Origin of the sequence: Streptacidiphilus fuscans (genome assembly GCF_015690355.1) — a bacterium.
GTDB lineage: Bacteria > Actinomycetota > Actinomycetes > Streptomycetales > Streptomycetaceae > Streptacidiphilus > Streptacidiphilus fuscans.
Window position 1 is genome coordinate 269,563 of the sequence record NZ_JADPRT010000002.1, and the last position, 19,573, is coordinate 289,135.

At 70.2% G+C, this 19,573-nt stretch carries 16 protein-coding genes and 1 riboswitch; of the genes, 4 read left to right on the forward strand and 12 right to left on the reverse strand.

Features of this window, described 5'->3' with window-relative positions:
* Positions 1-165 precede the first annotated feature (165 nt).
* The 3 genes from ligA to I2501_RS04930 are packed head-to-tail and all read right to left on the reverse strand — an operon-like array spanning position 166 to position 4,119.
* Positions 166-2,319, reverse strand: coding sequence for an NAD-dependent DNA ligase LigA (gene ligA / locus I2501_RS04920; RefSeq protein ID WP_328806203.1), 2,154 nt, complete (start codon positions 2,317-2,319; stop codon positions 166-168).
* Between the two features lie 40 nt (positions 2,320-2,359).
* Positions 2,360-3,373, reverse strand: coding sequence for a methionine synthase (locus I2501_RS04925; protein ID WP_196192572.1), 1,014 nt, complete (start codon positions 3,371-3,373; stop codon positions 2,360-2,362).
* Between the two features lie 56 nt (positions 3,374-3,429).
* Positions 3,430-4,119 carry an SDR family oxidoreductase gene (locus I2501_RS04930; RefSeq protein WP_196192573.1) on the reverse strand — a complete coding sequence of 230 codons (690 nt, stop codon included), beginning with the start codon at positions 4,117-4,119 and terminating at the stop codon, positions 3,430-3,432.
* 159 nt (positions 4,120-4,278) lie between these two features.
* Between I2501_RS04930 and I2501_RS04935 the strand changes: the two genes are divergently transcribed.
* Entirely contained in the window at positions 4,279-6,009 is a 1,731-nt protein-coding gene (locus I2501_RS04935; RefSeq protein WP_196192574.1) for an NAD-binding protein, read from the forward strand.
* Here the strand turns inward: I2501_RS04935 and I2501_RS04940 are convergent.
* From I2501_RS04940 to I2501_RS04950, 3 genes are all read right to left on the reverse strand, one after another.
* Positions 5,988-6,518: an LOG family protein gene (locus tag I2501_RS04940; RefSeq protein WP_196192575.1), complete on the reverse strand. Its 531-nt coding sequence runs from the start codon at positions 6,516-6,518 to the stop codon at positions 5,988-5,990. The genes I2501_RS04935 and I2501_RS04940 overlap by 22 nt on opposite strands.
* A 243-nt stretch (positions 6,519-6,761) precedes the next feature.
* Positions 6,762-7,916 (reverse strand): tRNA 2-thiouridine(34) synthase MnmA, encoded by a 1,155-nt coding sequence (gene mnmA, locus I2501_RS04945; RefSeq protein WP_196192576.1) that lies wholly within the window; start codon positions 7,914-7,916, stop codon positions 6,762-6,764.
* A gap of 63 nt (positions 7,917-7,979) precedes the next feature.
* Positions 7,980-9,158: a cysteine desulfurase family protein gene (locus I2501_RS04950; RefSeq protein WP_196192577.1), complete on the reverse strand. Its 1,179-nt coding sequence runs from the start codon at positions 9,156-9,158 to the stop codon at positions 7,980-7,982.
* Positions 9,159-9,344: 186 nt separating this feature from the next.
* Here I2501_RS04950 and I2501_RS04955 point away from each other — a divergent pair, with 186 nt between their 5' ends.
* Both I2501_RS04955 and I2501_RS04960 read left to right on the forward strand, forming a co-directional pair.
* Positions 9,345-10,091, forward strand: coding sequence for an IclR family transcriptional regulator (locus tag I2501_RS04955; protein ID WP_196192578.1), 747 nt, complete (start codon positions 9,345-9,347; stop codon positions 10,089-10,091).
* Positions 10,092-10,244: 153 nt separating this feature from the next.
* Positions 10,245-11,006 (forward strand): enhanced serine sensitivity protein SseB C-terminal domain-containing protein, encoded by a 762-nt coding sequence (locus I2501_RS04960; protein ID WP_196192579.1) that lies wholly within the window; start codon positions 10,245-10,247, stop codon positions 11,004-11,006.
* A 105-nt stretch (positions 11,007-11,111) separates the two neighbouring features.
* Here the strand turns inward: I2501_RS04960 and I2501_RS04965 are convergent, their stop codons facing one another.
* From I2501_RS04965 to I2501_RS04985, 5 genes are all read right to left on the reverse strand, one after another.
* Positions 11,112-12,215, reverse strand: a complete 1,104-nt coding sequence (locus tag I2501_RS04965) for an ABC transporter ATP-binding protein (RefSeq protein ID WP_196192580.1) — start codon at positions 12,213-12,215, stop codon at positions 11,112-11,114.
* A gap of 24 nt (positions 12,216-12,239) precedes the next feature.
* Entirely contained in the window at positions 12,240-13,298 is a 1,059-nt protein-coding gene (locus I2501_RS04970) for an ABC transporter ATP-binding protein (RefSeq protein ID WP_196192581.1), read from the reverse strand.
* Between the two features lie 67 nt (positions 13,299-13,365).
* The gene (locus I2501_RS04975) at positions 13,366-14,358 is read right to left on the reverse strand and encodes an ABC transporter permease (protein WP_196192582.1); all 993 of its coding nucleotides are present in this window, start codon (positions 14,356-14,358) and stop codon (positions 13,366-13,368) included.
* A gap of 135 nt (positions 14,359-14,493) precedes the next feature.
* Positions 14,494-16,170 carry an ABC transporter substrate-binding protein gene (locus tag I2501_RS04980; protein ID WP_196192583.1) on the reverse strand — a complete coding sequence of 559 codons (1,677 nt, stop codon included), beginning with the start codon at positions 16,168-16,170 and terminating at the stop codon, positions 14,494-14,496.
* Positions 16,171-16,248: 78 nt separating this feature from the next.
* On the reverse strand, positions 16,249-17,289 hold the full coding sequence (locus I2501_RS04985; protein WP_196192584.1) for an ABC transporter permease: 1,041 nt from the start codon (positions 17,287-17,289) through the stop codon (positions 16,249-16,251).
* A gap of 489 nt (positions 17,290-17,778) precedes the next feature.
* Between I2501_RS04985 and I2501_RS04990 the strand changes: the two genes are divergently transcribed.
* Positions 17,779-18,438: a trimeric intracellular cation channel family protein gene (locus tag I2501_RS04990; protein WP_196192585.1), complete on the forward strand. Its 660-nt coding sequence runs from the start codon at positions 17,779-17,781 to the stop codon at positions 18,436-18,438.
* A gap of 84 nt (positions 18,439-18,522) precedes the next feature.
* Here I2501_RS04990 and I2501_RS04995 read toward each other — a convergent pair whose 3' ends face one another.
* On the reverse strand, positions 18,523-19,287 hold the full coding sequence (locus tag I2501_RS04995; protein ID WP_328806205.1) for an enhanced serine sensitivity protein SseB C-terminal domain-containing protein: 765 nt from the start codon (positions 19,285-19,287) through the stop codon (positions 18,523-18,525).
* Between the two features lie 130 nt (positions 19,288-19,417).
* A riboswitch (glycine riboswitch) is annotated at positions 19,418-19,547 on the forward strand.
* Positions 19,548-19,573 lie beyond the last annotated feature (26 nt).

Sequence of the window (19,573 nt, forward strand, 5' to 3'; positions counted from 1 at the left end):
CGTTCTTCAGTTCGCTTCACGTGACGTGATGCGAATTCACCATGAAGCGGACCGCCGACGCAGACCAATGCTGACGGACACTCAGCGCGCGACATCCAGCCGACACCAGAGGGGAACGTCGGACAGCAGCCCGCCGTTCCCCCCGGCCGTGAAACGTGGTGGGGGTTACTCCTCCACGGGCAGCGCCGCCGCGCGGGCCGCCTCCGGTCCGTCGGAGAGGAGGACGGCGAAGCCGGCGTCGTCGAGGATGGCCAACTTCAGCTGGACCGCCTTGTCGTACTTGGAGCCGGGGTTGTCGCCGACGACCACGAAGTCGGTCTTCTTCGAGACCGAGCCGGTCACCTTCGCCCCGCGCGCCTGGAGCGCGTCCTTCGCGCCGTCGCGGGTGTGGTCGGCAAGCGTGCCGGTGACGACGACGGTCAACCCCTCCAGCGGGCGCGGACCGGACTCCTCCGCGGAGGCCTCGTCGACGAAGCGGACGCCCGCCGCGCGCCACTTCTCGATGATCTCGCGGTGCCAGTCCTCGGCGAACCAGTCGACGACGGCCTTGGCGATGCCGGGGCCGACGCCCTCGACCACCGCGAGTTCCTCCTCGCTTGCGTTGGCGATCCGGTCGAGATCCCGGAACTCGCGTGCGAGGGCCTGGGCGGCGACCGGGCCTACGCGACGGATCGAGAGAGAGTTGAGCACCCGCCAGAGCGGCTGCTGCTTGGCCGCTTCCAGGTTCTCCAGCATCTGGGTGGTGGTCTTCTTCGGCTGGCCCGCGATCGTCGCGAAGAAGGAGACGACCTTCTGCTCCCCCGTCTCCTCGTCGATCTTGGGCAGGCCCGTCTTGGCATCGCGCACCAACGCCTTGATCGGCAGCAGGTCGTCGACGGTCAGGTTGAACAGGTCGCCCTCGTTCTCGATCGGCGGGATGGCCGGTTCGAGCGGCTGGGTGAGGGCTACAGCGGCGACGTAGCCGAGATGCTCGATATCCAGTCCCTCGCGGCTGCCGAGGAAGGCGACGCGCTCGCGCAACTGCGCCGGGCAGTGACGAGCGTTGGGACAGCGCAGGTCCTTGTCTCCCTCAGCCATGGGGCGCAGCTCGGTACCGCACTCGTGGCAGTGGGTCGGCATCACGAAGGGCCGCTCCGAGCCGTCGCGCAGCGCGACGACGGGGCCGAGGATCTCCGGGATCACGTCGCCCGCCTTGCGGATGACGATGGTGTCCCCGATCAGCACACCCTTGGCCTTGACCACGTCCTGGTTGTGGAGCGTGGCGTACTGGACCATGGAGCCGGCGACCTTGACCGGCTTCTCCAGTACCGCATAGGGCGTGGCCCGTCCGGTCCGGCCGATCCCGACCAGGATGCGGTCGAGCTTGGCGTTGACCTCCTCCGGCGGGTACTTCCAGGCGATCGCCCAGCGGGGTGCCCTGGAGGTAGACCCGAGCCGCCCCTGGAGCGCGATCTCGTCGACCTTGATGACCACGCCGTCGATCTCGTGCTCGACGCTGTGGCGCTGCTCGCCATAGCGCTTGATGAACTCCTTGACCTCGTCGAGCGTGCTCACCACCGCGTTGTGACGGGCGGTGGGCAGCCCCCACGACCGGAGCAAGTCGTACGCATGCGACTGGCAGTCGATGTCGAAGCCGCGCCGGGCCCCGATACCGTGCACGATCATGTGCAGGGGGCGGGACGCCGTAACGGACGGGTCCTTCTGACGCAACGATCCCGAGGCGGAGTTCCGGGGGTTGGCATAAGGCGGCTCACCGGCCGCCACGCGGGCGATGTTGAGCGCGTCGAAGTCCTCGATCGGGAAGTAGACCTCGCCACGGATCTCAACCAGCTCCGGCGGGTTCTCCCCTGCCAGCCGGTGCGGAATCTCCTTGATGGTGCGCACATTGGGGGTGATGTCGTCGCCGATCCGGCCCGTACCACGAGTCGCCGCCCGCACCAGGACGCCGTTCTCGTAGGTCAGGTTGACCGCGAGGCCGTCGATCTTCAGCTCACACAGGTAGTGGAACTCCTGGCCAGCGAGGTCGCGCTCGACGCGCTCCGCCCAGGCGTCCAACTCCTCATCGTTGAACGCATTGTCGAGGCTGAGCATCCGCTCCAGGTGCTCGACCTTGGCGAACTCGGCCGTCGTCTCCCCACCGACGACCTGCGTGGGCGAGTCCGACGTGCGCAGTTCGGGGTGCCGATCCTCGATCCCCTCGAGCTCGCGCATGAGGAGGTCGAACTCGGCATCGCTGACGGTCGGAGCATCCTCGTTGTAGTACCGGTACCGGTGCTCTTCGATCTCCTGGGCAAGCTGCGCGTGCCGTGCGCGATCCACTTCCAGCGACACCAGCTTTTCCGACGACACCGTCCACCCCTCACTCAGGATTGTCGGCCAGACTCTGCGCCGCGATGACGCTGTGTGACAGCGCAGTGCGCGCATACGCCGGAGACGCCCCGGCCAGGCCGCAGGTCGGGGTGACCACGACGGAACGTGACAGCAGCGCCGGGTCCAGGCCCAGCCGCCGCCACAACGTCCTCACACCGCTGACACTACCGGCCGGGTCTGACAATTTTCGGTCGGCGGACGGCACGACACCGAGCAGAAAGACCGTCCCTCCTTCCACTCCCTCACCGATCGCGTCGTCGTCACGCTCCGTCAGCAGAGATGCGTCCAGCGACACCGCCGAGGCGCCCGCGCGGCGCAGCAACTCGATCGGTACGCCGGGCGCGCAGCTGTGGACCGCGACCGGGGCGTCGAGGGAGCCGATCACGTCGCGCAGGACCTCCTGCGCGACGCCGCGGTCGACCGCACGCAGGCGCTGCCAGCCGCTGGCCGTCTTCACGGTCCCGGCCAGGACCGCGGGGAGCGACGGCTCGTCGAGCTGGAGCAGCACCTCCGCACCGGGGATGCGGCGGCGGACCTCGGCCAGGTGCAGCCGCAGGCCCTCGGTCAACGAGGCGGCGATGTCGCGGACCGCGCCGGGGTCGGCCAACGCCTTCTCGCCGCGCTGCAGTTCCACCGACGCGGCCAGCGTGAACGGACCGACGGCCTGGACCTTAACCGGGCCGGTGCGCTCCTGGGTGAACTCCTCGAGCGCGTCCAGGTCCTCACCGAGCCAGGAGTGGGCACGGCGGGTGTCACGGCCGGGGTGGTCGCCGAAGCGCCAGCCGGACGGTTCGACCCGGGCGTAGAGCTCGACCAGCAGGCCGAGGCTGCGGCCGATCATGTCGGCGCCCGGTCCGCGCGCGGGCAGCTCCGGCAGGTACGGCAGCGCCTCCAGCGAGCCGGCGACGGTCTTGGCCGCCTCACGGGCATCCGTACCGGGCATGGAGCCGATGCCGGTCGCGGCAGGACCGGTGAGGGGAGGGAAGATCGACTCGCCGCTCATCCTCTTTCCTTTCGCGCTTCGCTTCGACTCCGCTTCGCTGCGTCTCAGCTCGCCGCTCATCGGCCCGGCCGAACAGACAAGTCGGTGATCTCCGCGTCACGTGGCAGGTCGATCGCGGTGAGGATGGCCGTGGCCACCGACTCCGGCGCGATCCACGCGTCCGACTCGTAGTCCCGCCCCTCCTGGGCGTGCACCTTGGCCTGCATCGGTGTGGCCGTGCGGCCCGGGTAGACGGTGGTGACGCGGACGCCGTTGCCGTGCTCCTCCTCGCGCAGCGAGTCGGCCAGCGCCTTCAGGCCGAACTTCGATGCCGCGTAGACACCCCACTCGGCGCTCGCCCGCAGGCCCGCGCCGGAGTTGACGAAGACGACATGGCCGCGCGCCGCCCGGACGGTCGGCAGCAGCAGCCGGGTCAGCTCGGCAGGAGCGAGCAGGTTGACCGCCATGGTCTCCTGCCACACCTTGACGCCCATGTCCCCGACCTGCCCGAGCTCGACGACGCCGGCGATGTGCAGCAGCGAGTCGATCCGCTGCGGCTGCTCCTGGTGGCCCAGCGCCCAGCTCAGCCGCTCCGGCTGGCCGAGGTCACCGACCAGCGTGCGCGCGCCGGGGAACTGCTCGCGCAGCTCCGCCGCACGGCGCGCGTCGCGGGCGAAGAGCCACAGCTCCTCGCCGCGCTCGCTGAGCTTGGCGGCAACCGCCGCGCCGATGCCGGAACCCGCTCCGGTGATCACATGCGTACCCATGGGTTCATCAGTACCACGCCCGCACGCTCCGACGTTGCGCCACCATGGTCCCCAGCACACGCCGACGAGCTGGGGGAATCGGTGCCGGACGGTCTGCAGGACCATCTCACGCGGAGCGCGACACAGAGCGCAGCGGAATCCGCCGACGGACGCGGTCACATGGTCGTGGTCGGCAACGACGCGCTGACCCACCGTCTTGCCGCCGACCTCGCGGCGCTCTACGGCGAGCGGGTGGTCCTCATCGTCCCCGAGCCGCACCAGAGCCACGGCCAACAACTCATGGCCCTGCACGACGAGACGGGACCCATCACCGTGCTCGGCGGCGAGCAGCCGGACGCCGCGACGCTGCGCCGGGCGGACCTCGGGTCCGCGGACGCGTTGGCGCTGGTCCTGGACGACGACCAGGCGGTCACCCAGGCCGCGTTGATCGCCCGCAGCATCAACCCGACCGTTCGGCTGGCGCTGCGCGTCCACAGCGGTGCGCTGGGCCAGCGGCTGCGTGCCCTGCTGGACCGCGACGACGCGCCGACCACGGTCGCCTCCGCGTCGGCGACGGCCGCTCCCGCGCTGGTCTCGGCGGCGCTGCCGAGCCACCGTCAGGTGATCCCGATCAACGGCGGCACCTGCGCCGTGGTCACCGAGGTACTGCCGGAGGACGCGACCGGCCTGCCGGACGGCGAGGGCGTCCCGATCGCGGTGCTCACCGAGGACAGCGGCACCCTGCTGCCCGGCCCCGACCTCGTCCCCTCGGACGCCAAGACCACGGTCGTGCGCCTGCGCCACCTGGAGGACGCGCCGCCACCGCCACGCGAACGGGCCTGGGACGGACGGCGGTTGCTGGCGATGGTCCGTGGCTTCTTCTCCCGCAAGCTGCAGGTCGCGGCGGTGGCGCTGGCCGTGCTGGTGGCCCTGCTCACGGTGCTCACCTGGCAGTTGACCGGGACCAACCTCGGACTCTCGCTCTACCTCGTGCTGCTGGACCTCAGCTCGGCGGGCAACCCGGCCTTCGGGCAGCCGTTGGCCCGGCAGGTCCTGCAGATCATCACGATGTTCACCGGCATGCTGCTGCTCGGCCTGGTCGCGGCCGTGGTCCTGGACAGCGTCGGCGCGGTGCGGCCGACGTCGACCGTGCGACGGGTCCGGCGGACCGTCTCGGACCACGTGCTGCTGATCGGGCTGGGCAACGTCGGACGCGCGGTGGCCTCGCGGCTGGTGGACATGCGGGTGCCGGTCGTCGCCGTCGAGCGCAACGCGTCCGTACCGGGGGTGGCCGCGATGCGGGCGCTCGGCGTACCGGTGGTGGTCGGCGACTTCACCCGCGAGTCCGTCTTCCGCGCGGCACGCGGCGACCGGGCGGCGGCGCTGACGGCGCTGACCAACAACGACAGCGCCAACCTGCAGGCGGTCCTCTTCGCCCGCGAGCAGCGCCCGGACCTGCGGGTGGTGCTGCGGCTCTTCGACGAGGCGTTCGCCCGCACCGTCTACGACGCCCTGCGGCAGGCCCATCCGGAGGCGCGTACCCGCAGCCGCAGCGTCTCCTACCTGGCCGCGCCGGAGTTCGCGGCCGCGATGATGGGCCGTCAGGTCCTGGCCGCGATCCCCGCCCGACGGGAGCTGCTGCTGCTTGCCGACGTCACGGTGCAGGACGGCGGCGAACTCGCCGGACGCACGGTCACCCAGGCGTTCCGCCCCGGCGCGTGGCGGGTCGTCGCGACGCCGCGGAAGAACGGCGGCGCCGGGCTCAACTGGACGCCGAAGGACAGCCGCGAGCTGCGTGACGGTGAGCGGGTCATCGTCGTCGCGACCCGCGAAGGCCTGGGCCGTCTGCTACGGCGCGACGCGGGGTCGGGTGGGGTCGTCGTTCCCGCTCAGACGCCGCCCTCGGCGTAGCGCAGCGCCTCTTCGCCGTCGGCGGCGAACCGCACCAACTCGCGTACCGGACGCGGGAGGAAGCCCTCGCTCTCCATCCGCTCCAGCTGGGTGCGCATGCCGTCGTAGAACCCGTCCGTGTCGAGCAGGACGACCGGCTTGTCGTGCAGTCCGTGCTTCTTGAGCTCCAGCACCTCGGTGACCTCGTCCAGAGTGCCCAGCCCGCCGACGAGCACGACGATCGCGTCGGCACGCTGGAACAGCAGCGTCTTGCGCTCGGGCAGGTCCGCGGCGGTGATCAGCTCGTCCGCACCCCGGTACGCCTTGTGGCGCAGCATCTCGACGGAGATGCCGACCAGCTTGGCCCCCGCGGCCTTCGCCTCGTCGGCGAGGACACCCATCAGACCCGCGTGCGACCCACCCCACACGAGCGTGTGCCCGTGCGCGCCGAGGGCACGCGCGAAGTCCCGCGCGGGGGCGGTGTAGCGGTCGTCGAGGTCGGCGGCGGAGCAGAAGACGGTGATATTCACCCGATGATTATCCCATTACGACGCAAGCCATTTGCGCTTCCAGGGGCGCGAGGCTCTGCTGATGTGCGGCTCCGACGCGCGGGCGCGACAGGGCGGGCGGGCGCTACCGCAGGTAGTTGCAGCATGCCAGGGGCGCGGGGAACTGCGCGCCAAGCCACCCACGCAGGTAGAGCCCCGAACGTTCAGGGCCATCCGCACTGGGGGTTCTCGCGCAGTTCCCCGCGCCCCTGGAGCGTGCTGCAACTACAGCTCTGCTGCGGCCCGCTCCGTGCTCGCGATCGTCGCGGACCCCACCACGCGCGTGCCGTCGTACAGGACCACCGCCTGCCCAGGCGCGATGCCGCGCTGTGGCTGGTCCAGGACGACCCGCAGTCCGCCGTCCTCGGCAAGCTCAGCCGAGACCGGGACCGGCTCGCCGTGCGCGCGGAGTTGGGCGGTGTAGCGGGCCGTGCCCGCCGGCGCCGCGTCGCCGCACCAGCGGGGCTTGACCCCGCTCAGCGCGGAGACGTCGAGGGCCTCCGCCGGGCCGACGGTGACGCGGTTGTCGACCGGGGAGATGTCCAGGACGTAGCGCGGCTTGCCGTCCGACGCCGGACGGCCGATGCGGAGGCCCTTGCGCTGGCCGATGGTGAAGCCGTAGGCGCCGCTGTGCTCGCCCACAACCGTGCCGTCGACGTCGACGATCTCCCCCGCCGACGTACCGAGCCGCTGGGCGAGAAAGCCCTGGGTGTCGCCGTCGGCGATGAAGCAGATGTCGTGGCTGTCCGGCTTCTTGGCGACGGCCAACCCGCGCTGCTCCGCCTCGACGCGGACCTGCTCCTTGGTCGTGTCGCCGAGCGGGAACATCGCGTGCGCCAACTGCTGCGCGTCCAGCACGCCGAGGACGTATGACTGGTCCTTGGCCGGGTCGACGGCCCGGTGCAGCTCGCGGCCACCACCCGGCAGGTCCACCACGCGCGCGTAGTGGCCGGTGCAGACGGCGTCGAAGCCGAGGGCGACCGCCTTGTCCAGCAGGGCCGCGAACTTGATCTTCTCGTTGCAGCGCAGGCAGGGGTTCGGCGTGCGGCCGGCCGCGTACTCGGCGACGAAGTCGTCGATCACGTCCTCGCGGAAGCGCTCGGCCAGGTCCCAGACGTAGAAGGGGATGCCGATCACGTCGGCCGCGCGACGCGCGTCCCGGGAGTCCTCCAGCGTGCAGCAGCCGCGCGCGCCGGTGCGGAAGGACTGCGGGTTGCTGGAGAGCGCCAGGTGCACGCCGGTGACCTCGTGTCCCGCTTCGACCGCGCGCGCGGCGGCGACGGCGGAGTCGACGCCGCCGGACATGGCGGCGAGGACGCGGAGACGCCCGCCGGGCAGGCCGACGGCGGGCTGGGCGGGGGCACCAGGGAACTCAGACATAGTGCCTACCAGGGTACGGGCTGCCGACCCGCACCCGTCCCTCCTCAGGGTGAACGCGCCGCCCTACCGCCGGGTCGCCGCGCCGGCCTGGCGGGCGCGGTCGACGACCGGGCCGATCGCCTCCGCCAGCGCCTTCACGTCCGCCTCGGTGGAGGTGTGGCCGAGCGAGAACCGCAGCGACGCACGGGCCATCGCCGGTTCCGCGCCCATGGCCAGCAGGACGTGGCTGGGCTGCGGCACCCCGGCCGAGCAGGCGGAGCCGGTCGAGCACTCGATGCCGCGCGCGTCGAGCAGCATCAGCAGCGCGTCGCCCTCGCACCCCGGGAAGGTGAAGTGCGCGTTGGCGCTGAGCCGACCCGCCGGGCTCGGGTCGCCGTTGAGGACGGCGTCCGGCACGGCGGCGCGGACCGCGTCGATCAACTGGTCGCGCAGGCGGCCGATCTCCTCGGCGAACTGCGGCTGCCGGTCCACCGCGACCCGCGCGGCGGCGGCGAAGCCCGCGGTCGCGGGGACGTCGAGGGTGCCGGACCGGACGTCGCGCTCCTGGCCGCCGCCGTGCAGCAGCGGGACCGGGGCGGCCTCACGGGACAGCACCAGCGCGCCGACGCCGTACGGGCCGCCGATCTTGTGGCCGGTGACGGTCATCGCGTCCAGGCCGGAGTCCGCGAAGGAGAGCGGCAGCTGACCGAACGCCTGCACCGCGTCTGCGTGCATCGGAACGCCGAACTCCCGCGCTACGGCGGCCAGTTCGCGGATCGGCTGGACGGTGCCGACCTCGTTGTTGGCCCACATGACGGTCGCCAGCGCGACGTCGGCGGGGTTGCTCGCGATCGCCGCGCGCAGGTCCTCGGGCACGACGCGGCCGAGCGGGTCGACGGGGAGCCACTCGACGAGCGCGCCCTCGTGCTGTTCCAGCCAGAGGACGGCGTCCAGGACGGCGTGGTGCTCGACGGGGCTGCAAAGGATCCGGCGCCGGGCCGGGTCGGCGTCCCGGCGGGCCCAGAACAGGCCCTTGACCGCCAGGTTGTCCGACTCGGTGCCGCCGCCGGTGAAGACGATCTCGCTCGGGCGGGCGCCGAGGGACGCGGCAAGGCTCTCCCTGGACTCCTCGATCACCCGACGGGCGCGGCGTCCGGCGGCGTGCAGGGACGAGGCATTGCCGGTGCTGCCGAACTGCGCGGTCATCGCCTGGGCCGACTCCGGCAGCATCGGAGTGGTGGCGGCGTGGTCGAGGTAGGGCATGGCGGCCCAAGTGTAGTGCGCCCACCGACAGACTCGGTGGGCGGTGCGGTATTCGGACGCGCCGGGCCATGGCCGCACGTCGAAATGGTTCCGAATACGCATCATCCATTGCAGCCCGCGCAATGGCCTCCCTACGCTCACAGCACTGTCGGGGGAGTAGAGCAGTCGAGCACAACGGGGCGGGGCATGTCGCAGTCGGTGGACCGGGCGCTGACCGTGCTCGCGTCGCTGGCCGAAGGGCCGGTCTCGCTGGAGCAGGCCGCCGCGCGGATCGGGGTGCACAAGTCGACCGCGCTCCGCCTGCTGCGGACGCTGGAGGAGCACGGCTTCGTGCACCGTCAGGCCGACTACCGCTACCGGCTCGGCGGACGCCTCTTCTCCCTCGCCCAGCTCGCCCTGGAGAGCATCGACGTGCGCGGCGTCGCGGCCCCGCACCTGGCCGCGCTGAACGACCGCTGCGGCCACACCGTGCATCTGGCCGTCTACGAGGACGGCGAGGCCACCTACGTGGACAAGCTGGAGAGCCGCTACCCGGTGCGGATGTACTCGCGGATCGGCAAGCGCGCGCCGCTGACCGCGTCCGCCGTGGGCAAGGTGCTGCTGGCCGGTCTGCCGGAGGGCCGCCGGACGGAGCTGGCCCGGCGGCTGGAGTACCCGGCGTACACGCCGCGCTCGCTGCGCACGCCGGAGGCGTTGCTGGCCGAACTGGAGTCGGTACGGGACCAGGGCTGGGCCATGGACCGCAGCGAGTACGAAGAAAGCGTCAACTGTGTGGCCGTGCCGATCCGGGGTATCGACCGACAGGTGATCGCCGCCTGCTCCATCTCCACCCCGACCGTGGTCGCGCCGCTGAGCGCACTGCGTCGCCTGATCCCCGACCTGCTGGCCACGGCGGAGGCGATCTCCCACGAGTACGGCGGCCGGACCGGATGAGGACCGGATGATCTCCTCCCTGCCCCGCCCCTACGCTGTGGCGGGCGGCACCATCACGGCAGTTCACACAGCAGTTCAGGCAGTACGAGCGGCACCGGCAGCACGAGCGGCACGGCACAAGACCCGGGCGGACCAGGAAGGGGGCGCGAAGCCATGATCGAGCAGGCCTTGCAGGAGGTCTTGCCGGGTCGGTACGACCGCTACGAAGCGCTGCTCCAGGCCATCGCCCAGGGGGAGCTGTGGATGCTGCTCTGGCACGGCACCCCCGGCAGCCCGGACGCCCAGTACGGCAGCCTTGAGGTCGGCGGCTACGGCTACGCGCCCTGCGTCACCTCCGCCGAGCAGCTCGCGGCCTGCGGATGGACCCGGCAGCACAAGGTCTGCTCGGGGCCCGAGGTCGCCTCGGCGCTCTACCACGAGCGTTGGGGACTCTGGCTCAACCCGCACCAGCCGGGCGGCGGGGTCGGCATCCCGTGGGCGGACCTGAGACGCGTCGCCGGTGGACTCGACCGGCTCCCCGCGGGGCCGCTGAACCTGACCGCGGTCGGCTCTCCCCCGCCCGCCGTACCGTCGAGCGTGAGCTCGATGGCGGCGCTCACCCCGTTCTGCGACCGGCTCACCGCCGAGGCCCGCGAGACGCCCGCGGTCCGCACGCTGCGCCGGGCCTGGGTGGAACCCTCCTGGGGCGACCCTTACCTGGTCATCGGGCTGGACCTGCACGACGCGTCGGCCGCGGCGGCGGAGACGGTCCGGCAGATGGTCGAGCGCTCACTGACGTCGGCCCCGGAGGAGCTCCCGCTGTCGACGGTGGCGATGTCCGACCCGTACGACCCGGTGGCCACCTGGCTCTCCGCCCGCGTCCCGGCCTTCTACGACCGGGAACGCGACGTCGACCTTGCCCCGTCCAGCAGTTGACGCAGTTCAGGCAGTTGACGCAGTTGACGCACCCTCAGGAAAGCCCGAACGGGGCCGACCCGGACGCATCCGGATCGGCCCCGCTCGACGACTGACCAGTCGGTGTCACTCCGCCGACGCGGGCGCGGAGGGGATCTCCTCCGGCGCGACGACCTGCTTGACCTCGGGGAAGTGGCAGGCGGCCTGGTGGCCCTCGGCCGAGCCGACCAGCTGCACCAGCGGCGGCTCCTGGCTGGCGCAGATGTCCTGCGCCTTCCAGCAGCGGGTGCGGAACCGGCAACCCGACGGCGGGTTGATCGGGCTCGGCACGTCGCCGGTGAGGCGGATCCGCTCGCGGCGCGACTCACTGTCCGGGTCGGCCTCGGGGACCGCCGAGAGCAGCGCGTGGGTGTACGGGTGCTGCGGACGGGAGTAGAGCGTCTCCCGGTCGGCGACCTCGACGATCTTGCCGAGGTACATCACCGCGACGCGCTCGGAGAAGTGGCGGACCACCGCGAGGTCGTGCGCGATGAAGACGAACGCCAGGTTGAACTCGCGCTGCAGGTCCTGGAGCAGGTTGACCACCTGCGCCTGGATGGACACGTCCAGCGCGGAGACCGGCTCGTCCGCGACGATCAGCTTCGGCTTGAGCGCGAGCGCGCGGGCGATGCCGATGCGCTGGCGCTGGCCGCCGGAGAACTCGTTCGGGTAGCGGTTGTAGTGCTCCGGGTTGAGACCGACGATCTCCAGCAGCTCCTGGGCCCGCTTGCGGTGGCCGCCCTCGGGGTTGATCCCGTTGAGCCTCATCGGGGTCTCGATGATGGTCCCGACCGTGTGCCGCGGGTTCAGCGACGAGTACGGGTCCTGGAAGATCATCTGCAGGTTCTGACGGGCGGCCCGCATCGAGGAGACGCGCTTGTGCGTGATGTCCTCGCCGTCGAAGCGGATGGTGCCGCCGGTCGGCTCCAGCAGACGGGTGACCAGTCGGCCGGTGGTCGACTTGCCACAGCCCGACTCCCCCACAAGGCCGAGCGACTGACCGGCGCTGACGCTGAAGTCGAGACCGTCGACGGCCTTGACCGCGCCGATCTGCCGCTGCCAGACGATGCCCTGACGGATCGGGAAGTGCATCTTGAGGTCCTTGACCTCAAGCAGCGCCTCGCCCTCGGAAGCCCCCGGAGTAGCCCCGTCGCGGGGGCCAGGAATGGTGTCGGTGTCGGTGGTGCTCACGGCATGCTCCTGTTCGTCCGCGGCTTACTTCGCGGCCTTGCGGATCTCGATCTTGCTCTCCCCGCTGAGGTGACACGCCGCGATGTGGCGGTCCGAGTCGAGCACCGGCAGCAGCTCGGGCCGCTCCGACATGCAACGCCCGTCCGGGACCTGGTCCTTGAAGGCGCACCGGGGGTTGAAGGCGCAACCGCTCGGGAGGTTGATCAGGCTGGGCGGGGAACCAGGGATCGGGTTGAGCCGCTCGTTGACGTCGCCGCCGAGGTGCGGCATCGACTGGAGCAGGCCCCAGGTGTACGGGTGCTCGGGGGCCTTGAGCACCTCGTGCACGCTGCCGTACTCGATGCGCCGGCCGCCGTACATCACCAGGATGTCGTCGGCGATCTCGGCGACCACACCCAGGTCGTGGGTGATGATGATGACCGCCGAGCCGAACTCCTCCTGCAGGTCCCGGATCAGGTCCAGGATCTGCGCCTGGACGGTGACGTCCAGGGCGGTGGTCGGCTCGTCGGCGATCAGCAGCTGCGGGTCGCAGACCAGCGACATGGCGATCATGGCGCGCTGGCGCATACCGCCGGAGAACTCGTGCGGGTAGCTCTTCGCACGCCGCTCCGGCTGCGGGATGCCGACGCGCTTGAGCATGTCGACCGCGCGGACGTTGGCCTCCTTCTTGGAGACCTTGTGGTGGACCCGGTACGCCTCGGCGATCTGCGAGCCCACGGTGAAGAACGGGTGGAGCGCGGAGAGCGGGTCCTGGAAGATCATGGACACCTTGTTGCCGCGCAGCGGGCGCATCTCGCGCTCGTCGAGCGCGACGAGCTCGTCGCCGTCGAGCCAGATCTCGCCGGAGACCTTCGCCCTCGTTCCCTTGTGGAGACCGAGCAGGGCAAGGCTGGTGACGGACTTTCCGGAGCCGGACTCGCCCACGATGCCCAGGGTCTTGCCGTGCTCCAGGTTGAAGGAGACCCCGTCCACGGACTTGACGAGTCCGTCCTCGGTCGGGAAGTGCACCTTCAGGTCGCGCACCTCCAGGAAGGTGGACGGCGGGCTGACAGGGACGGCTTGCGGCGAGATTTCGATGGCCACTGGTAGTTCCTCAGTCGACAGGGGGTCGGGATCGCCGACCCGCGCCGGATGGTTCTGGCCCGGCTGCTCAGGCGAGGCGGACGCGGGGGTCGATGATGCCGTACACCACGTCGACGACGACGTTGGCGAGCACGACGGCCACGGCGGCGAAGAGCGTGGTGGCCATGATGACGGGGAGGTCGACGTTCTCCACGGCGTTGACGGCCAGCTGGCCGATGCCGGGGATGCCGAAGACGCTTTCGGTGATGACTGCCGAACCGCCCACCAGGGTGGCGAAGTCCATGCCGAAGATGGTGACGATCGGCGTGATCGCGGCGCGCAGCGCGTGCTTGAAGATCAGGGTTCGCTGGCCCAGGCCCTTGGCACGGGCGGTGCGGATGAAGTCCTCGCCCAGGGTCTCCAGCATGCTGGAGCGGGTGAGCCGGGTGTAGTACGCGAGGAAGCCGATGGTCAGCGAGGCCCAGGGGAGCAGAAGGCCCTGGAACCACTGGCCGAAGCCCTGCGAGATCGGGGAGTAGTTCGGGGTCGGCAGCAGCTGCCACTTGTCCACGAAGAAGTACTGCAGCACCAGCGCGAGGAAGTAGATCGGCAGCGAGATACCGACCATCGCCAGTCCGACGGCGACCTTGTCCACCAGCTTGCCCTTGCGGATGGCCGCGAGGATGCCGAGGCCCACACCGGTGATCAGGAAGGCCACGGCCGCACCGAACGCCAGCGAGATGTCCGCGGGCAGACGGTTCATCAGGGTCTGGTAGACGTTGGAGTCGTCGTGGAACGAGATGCCCAGGCAGGGAGCCGGGCACTGGACCGCGGTCGCCCCGTCACCGATGGTCCGGCCGGCGAAGACGCCCTTGAGGAACTCGAAGTACTGCGTGAAGAGGCTCTTGTCGAGCCCCAGGGAGTGCTTGATCTCCAGGATGCGGCCCGGGTTGCAGGCCTTGCCACAGGCCAGGACGGCCGGGTTGCTGGGCACCGCGAAAAAGATGAGGAAGGTAACGAGGCTGACCATCAGGATGATGGTGAAGGCGCTGAGCAAGCGCCGGATCAGATAACGAGTCATGTGGTGCTTGGACCGGGCTCTGCCTGGCCCGCCTCCCTCTCGCTTCGGGCGGCCGGGTGTGACCTGCGCGCGGAGTGATGGTTCGGACGTGGGTCCGGGCGGCGGCGGGTACGCCGCCGCCCGGACCCGGGGGTGTTACTGCTTCACGAAGACGTGCGCGAGGTTCATAACCGCGAGCTCGGGGTCGGTGGGACGACCGCCGACGTTCTTGCCCTGCAGCTCGTAGAAGGTCATGTAGACCAGCGGCACGACCGCGGCGTCGTTCTGCAGCAGCTGGGTGTCGAGCGCGCCCCAGGCGGCGTTGGCCTGGTTCGGGTCGGCCATCTTGTTGATGTTGTCCATCTGCGCCTCGGCGGCCGGGTCCTGCAGCTGCGAGAAGACCTGGTTGCCCTGGGGGATGATCTGGCGGCCGTCGAAGAGCGGCGGCAGGATCGTGCTGGCGTTCGGCCAGTCGGCGATCCAGTCACCCCAGATCAGGTCGTAGTGGTTGGACAGGTTCCCGACAGTGTTGAAGTAGGTACCACGGTCGATCTGCTTGATGTTGACCGTGATGCCGATCTGCGCCAGGGAGTTGGCGATCGCGGTGGCGACCTTGCCCTGGGTCGGGGTGGCCTCGACCGCCAGCGACAGGGTCAGGTTCTTGACGCCGGCCTGCGCCATGAGCGCCTTGGCCTTGGTCAGGTCACCGGCCGGGTCGCTGCCGTACGGCGCCGCGTTGTCCTGGCGGCCCTGGGTGCCCGGCGGCAGGAAGACCGTGGCGTAGGGACCGTAGGCCTCGCCGCCGAAGGCGCCGCGGACGGTCTGCTTGTTGATCGCGTACTCGATCGCCTGACGCACCTGGAGGCTCTTCACCGTGGTGGTGTTGATGGCCATGTAGTTGGTGCCGGGGGCGGCGATCTTGTGCAGACGCGACTGCAGCGTCGGGTCGTTGACGAAGGAGTTCAGGTCGGTGCCCGCGATCGGGTCCTCGATGATCGCGTTCTGCGCGTCCGGACCGTCGGCCTTCATCAGCTGGTCGATGGACGCCATGTCCTGGCCCATCTTGACGTCGATCTCGTCGACGTTCTGGTCCCGCAGCGGGTCGTTGGCCTTCGACCACTCCGGGTTCTTGACCAGGATGAGCTCCTTGCCCTGGGTGTAGGACTTGAGCTCGTAGGGGCCGTCCGACCACACGTGCGTGTCGTAGGTCGCGCCCGTGTCCTTCGCCTTCGGCACCGCCGAGGACCAGGTCATGGCGGTGGCCTGGTTGAAGTCGTTGACCGGGGTGCTCAGCTGGAAGACGATCGTGCTGGCGTCGGGGGTCTGGATCGAGGCCAGGTCGCCGCTCTTGGTCGGGCCCTTGTAGCCCTTGTCGCCAGCCAGCCACTGCTGCGCGTAGGTCGGGCCACCGGACAGGTCCGGGTCGAAGGTGCGCTCGACGCCGTACTTGACGTCCTGCGACGTGACGGTCGTGCCGTCCTGCCACTTGACGCCCGGACGGATGTGGAAGGTCCAGGTCTTGTCGCCGTTGGACGCGGTGCCGGTGTCGGTCGCCAGGTCACCCACGAGCTTCGGGGTGGCGTCCGGGTTGCTGGCGTCCTGGGTCCAACCGGTCAGCGAGCGGTAGATCTCACGACCGATGTTCTGGCCCTGGGTGGTGTAGGTACGCCCCGGGTCGACGTGGTCGAAGTCGCTGGGCGCGTAGTACGTCAGGGTGCCGCCCTTGGTGGGCGCTCCACCGGTGGTGCTTCCGCCGCCACCACAGGCGCTGGCCCCCAAGGCGACGGATATCGCGATAGCGGTCATGGTGACCGTGCGCTTGCTGCGCATCATGGGTGAGTCTCCTCTTTGTCTTCTTGGTTGCCCCGCCTCGCCCGGCCGACGGGTGGGTCGGCCCGGAGGTGCGGAAGTTCAGCTGCGGTTGGCCCGCGGGTCGAGCGCGTCGCGGACGCCGTCACCCAGGAGGTTCATCGCCAGGACCACGACCAGGAGGGCCACGCCGGGCACGGCCAGGTAGGTCGGGTCGTAGAGGTAGTACTGGGTGGCCGCGTTGAGCATCCCGCCCAGGTCGGGGTTGGGCGGGACGACGCCGACACCCAGGAAGGAGAGGGCCGCCTCGGTGGCGATGTTGATCGGCACCGCCAGCGCGAAGGAGATCAGGATCGGCGCCCAGAGGTTCGGCAGCAGCTGCTTGAACAGGATGTGCCGCCAGCCGGCGCCCATGATCCGCGCCGCGTCGATGAACTCCCGCTCACGCAGGGAGAGCACCTGACCGCGCACCAGTCGGGCGGTGTAGGCCCAGCCGAACAGCGCGATGATCGCGATGATGGCGCTGAGCTGCAGCGTCTCGCTGGTGCCGCCGTGGGCGTTGGTGGTGAAGGCGTTGGTGATCACCGGGGTCACCGCGATGATGAACAGCAGCTGCGGGAACGCGAGCATGACGTTCATGATCCAGTTGAGCGCGGTGTCGATCTTGCCGCCGAAGTAGCCCGCCGCGAGGCCGACCACCACGCCGATAACCGTGGAGATGACCGCCGCGGTAATGGCCACGATCAGCGACGTCCGAAGGCCGTAGATCAGCCGGGAGAACACGTCGAAACCGGTTCCGGGCTCGACTCCGAGCCAGTGGTGACCACTGACGCCACCGAATGATCCGATCGGGAAATTACCCGTGTCCGGATTGATGGCCTTCAGGTCCGGCTGTATCGGCCCCCAGCCCTCCACGGAGGAGAGAAGCGGCGAGCAAACGGCAGCCAGAATGAATAGCACGGTGACGACCAGAGCGATCATCGAGGCACGGTCGCGCTTCAGTCGCGTCCAGGCCTGCTGTGCCGGCGAACGGCCTGCGGAGGAGTCCGCCAGGACCGCCGGAGCCTCTTGTTCGGCCGTAGGTTCAGCCACCAGGGTCGACGATTCCCCTGCGGGATCGGTCGGTTGGGGTTGCTTGGTCATGGTGCGGACATCCCCGGATCTCAGTTCAGGTGTGCATGGCGCGGCGCGGTGAGGGGACTCTACGCACGTGGCTTTTCTCTGCTCAAGAGGCCGCGAGCCGCCGAAACCAGAATGAGATCATGCGAGATACAGCTGTTGTGATCCAATGTCCGTTTTGCTGCCTTATATAGACTTGACACGGGCCAAACGGGGTGCTTGTGATCAAGCATTTCGCCCGGTTTGCCCGCATTTGTCGGAGACACCCCTTCCGATGGTGCTCAATGCCAAGAAACGTTCCGCGATTCACTATGTGAGACAAACGGGCTTTCCGGGGCCCGTGGGACGGAGAGCCTTGTCGAGATGAATGGACACATTCAAAAGGGCCCTCTTTCGAAAGATTCACAGAAGGCCGCACGGTGACTTCGCGAAGGCTGTGAGCAGGCTGTGTGAACGCGCACCCCGGCCCCGCGCTCCCCCGCCCACCAGGTCGCACCCTGTAGAAAAGGCGACGTGGCCTCCCAGATCTTCGCCCCGGACGTCGAGCAGGTGCTCGACGTCTCCGGCATCTTCGTCTTCGCCCTGTCCGGCAGCCTCCTGGCCGTGCGCAAGAACTTCGACGTGTTCGGCATGGCGGTGCTCGCCGAGGCGACGGCGCTCGGCGGCGGGGTCATCCGCGACCTGATCATCGGCGCGGTACCGCCGGTGGCGTTCACCAACACCGGCTACTTCCTGACCCCGCTGCTCGCCGCGACGGTGGTCTTCTTCCTCCACCCCGAGGTCACCCGGATCAACCGCACCGTGCAGACCCTCGACGCCCTGGGCCTGGGCCTCTTCGCCGTCACCGGGACCGCCAAGGCGCACGACTACGGCCTGGGCGTGATCGCCTCGGTGGCACTCGGGCTGATCACCGCGGTCGGCGGCGGCGTCATCCGCGACCTGCTGGCCATGGAGACGCCGTCGCTGCTGCGGTGGGACCGGTCGCTCTACGCCGTCCCGGCCATGCTGGGAGCGGGCATCACCGCCGCGCTCATCGCCTTCGACGACCTCAACGCCGTGACCGGCACCGCCGCCACGCTGGTCGCGTTCGGCCTGCGGATGCTGGCGCTGCACTACAACCTGCGCGCACCGCGCGCCTGGCGCCGCGGCAGCTCGCAGACGGGTGAGGCGTAGGGAAGTCCTCCCTACGCCTCACCCGTCACGCCTCGCCCGTCGCTGTTCGTTCGGAGGACCCGAGGGGTCACCCCTGCGCGGAGATCACCCCTGCGCGTAGAAAGGGGTGACCGTCGACAGCATCCACTGCACGGTCGGGTCCTCGGCCACCACGTCCAGCAGGATCAGGGAGACCTCGTACCCCAGCGGGGCCACGCCGAGCGCACGCCCGAGCGCCAGGCCCACCGCCTCGTGGTCGCCCGGCTCGTACCGGGCCAGCTGCACGCCCACGAACAGCTTCGGCGCGTCGCCCTCGACCTGCACCAGCGCCCGACGTGCCGTCAGCACCACGGGCAGCACGGCGAGTTCGCTCGCCGCGGCGGCCAGGAAGTCGTACGGCTCCTCGTGCGGCTCCGGCTCCCACGCCGTGGCGCGGACGCCCTCGTCACCGCCGCCGCACAGGTCGGGGACACCGGCGGCGGGGACCGGCAGGCCGACCGCGCCCTCCGGGTTCACCGCGATGCCGACACCCTGCGGCAGACCGCGGGCCAGCTCGCGCACCGGCGCGATCGCGTAGGGCATGGTGTCGCCCGCGACCGCCTTCAGCTGCGACTCCGAGCTGAAGACCGGGACGAACGGCTGCCCGGCCAGCTCCGTGGTGGGCATGTCGAGGGTGACGCCGTCCCGGGTCGGCCCGGCGGGCAGGGGGACCCAGACCTGGCTGCGGCCGAGCACCTCCATCAACCGGGGCGTGGCCCCGGGGTCGCCCACCGACGCGGCCAGCGCCAGCTCCAGCTCGTTCTCCGGCCAGCTCCCCGGCTGCCCGAACTGGTGCGCCCCCTGCTGCGGGATGCCCGCGTACTGATCCACCCTCGTCCTCCGCCCGTTACGCCTGTCGTTCGCCGCAGCTTGTCCGCCGGGGCCCGTACGCCACAGCTTGTTCGCCACAGCCCCGGCGCCATGCCATGATGAGCCCACCCACAATCGCATACCGGCCGTTCGAACCCGCGCGGGAGAGCTCGGCGACACCCCTGCACCCACCGCACCAGCGGTTGCGCAGCGGGAGTACGCTGGCGCCGAAGGAGCAAGGCCTCCCCCGAATCTCTCAGGCACCACACCGCACGGGCGAGGCAGTTCTGGAAAGCGACCAGTCGCA

Coding starts and splice junctions, on each gene's coding strand:
- I2501_RS04925 (WP_196192572.1), bottom strand. CDS start 3,373: ATGAGCGGCGAGTCGATCTTCCCTCCCCTCACCGGTCCTGCCGCGACC.
- I2501_RS04930 (WP_196192573.1), bottom strand. CDS start 4,119: ATGGGTACGCATGTGATCACCGGAGCGGGTTCCGGCATCGGCGCGGCG.
- I2501_RS04935 (WP_196192574.1), top strand. CDS start 4,279: ATGGTCGTGGTCGGCAACGACGCGCTGACCCACCGTCTTGCCGCCGAC.
- mnmA (WP_196192576.1), bottom strand. CDS start 7,916: ATGTCTGAGTTCCCTGGTGCCCCCGCCCAGCCCGCCGTCGGCCTGCCC.
- I2501_RS04950 (WP_196192577.1), bottom strand. CDS start 9,158: ATGCCCTACCTCGACCACGCCGCCACCACTCCGATGCTGCCGGAGTCG.
- I2501_RS04955 (WP_196192578.1), top strand. CDS start 9,345: ATGTCGCAGTCGGTGGACCGGGCGCTGACCGTGCTCGCGTCGCTGGCC.
- I2501_RS04960 (WP_196192579.1), top strand. CDS start 10,245: ATGATCGAGCAGGCCTTGCAGGAGGTCTTGCCGGGTCGGTACGACCGC.
- I2501_RS04975 (WP_196192582.1), bottom strand. CDS start 14,358: ATGACTCGTTATCTGATCCGGCGCTTGCTCAGCGCCTTCACCATCATC.
- I2501_RS04980 (WP_196192583.1), bottom strand. CDS start 16,170: ATGATGCGCAGCAAGCGCACGGTCACCATGACCGCTATCGCGATATCC.
- I2501_RS04985 (WP_196192584.1), bottom strand. CDS start 17,289: ATGACCAAGCAACCCCAACCGACCGATCCCGCAGGGGAATCGTCGACC.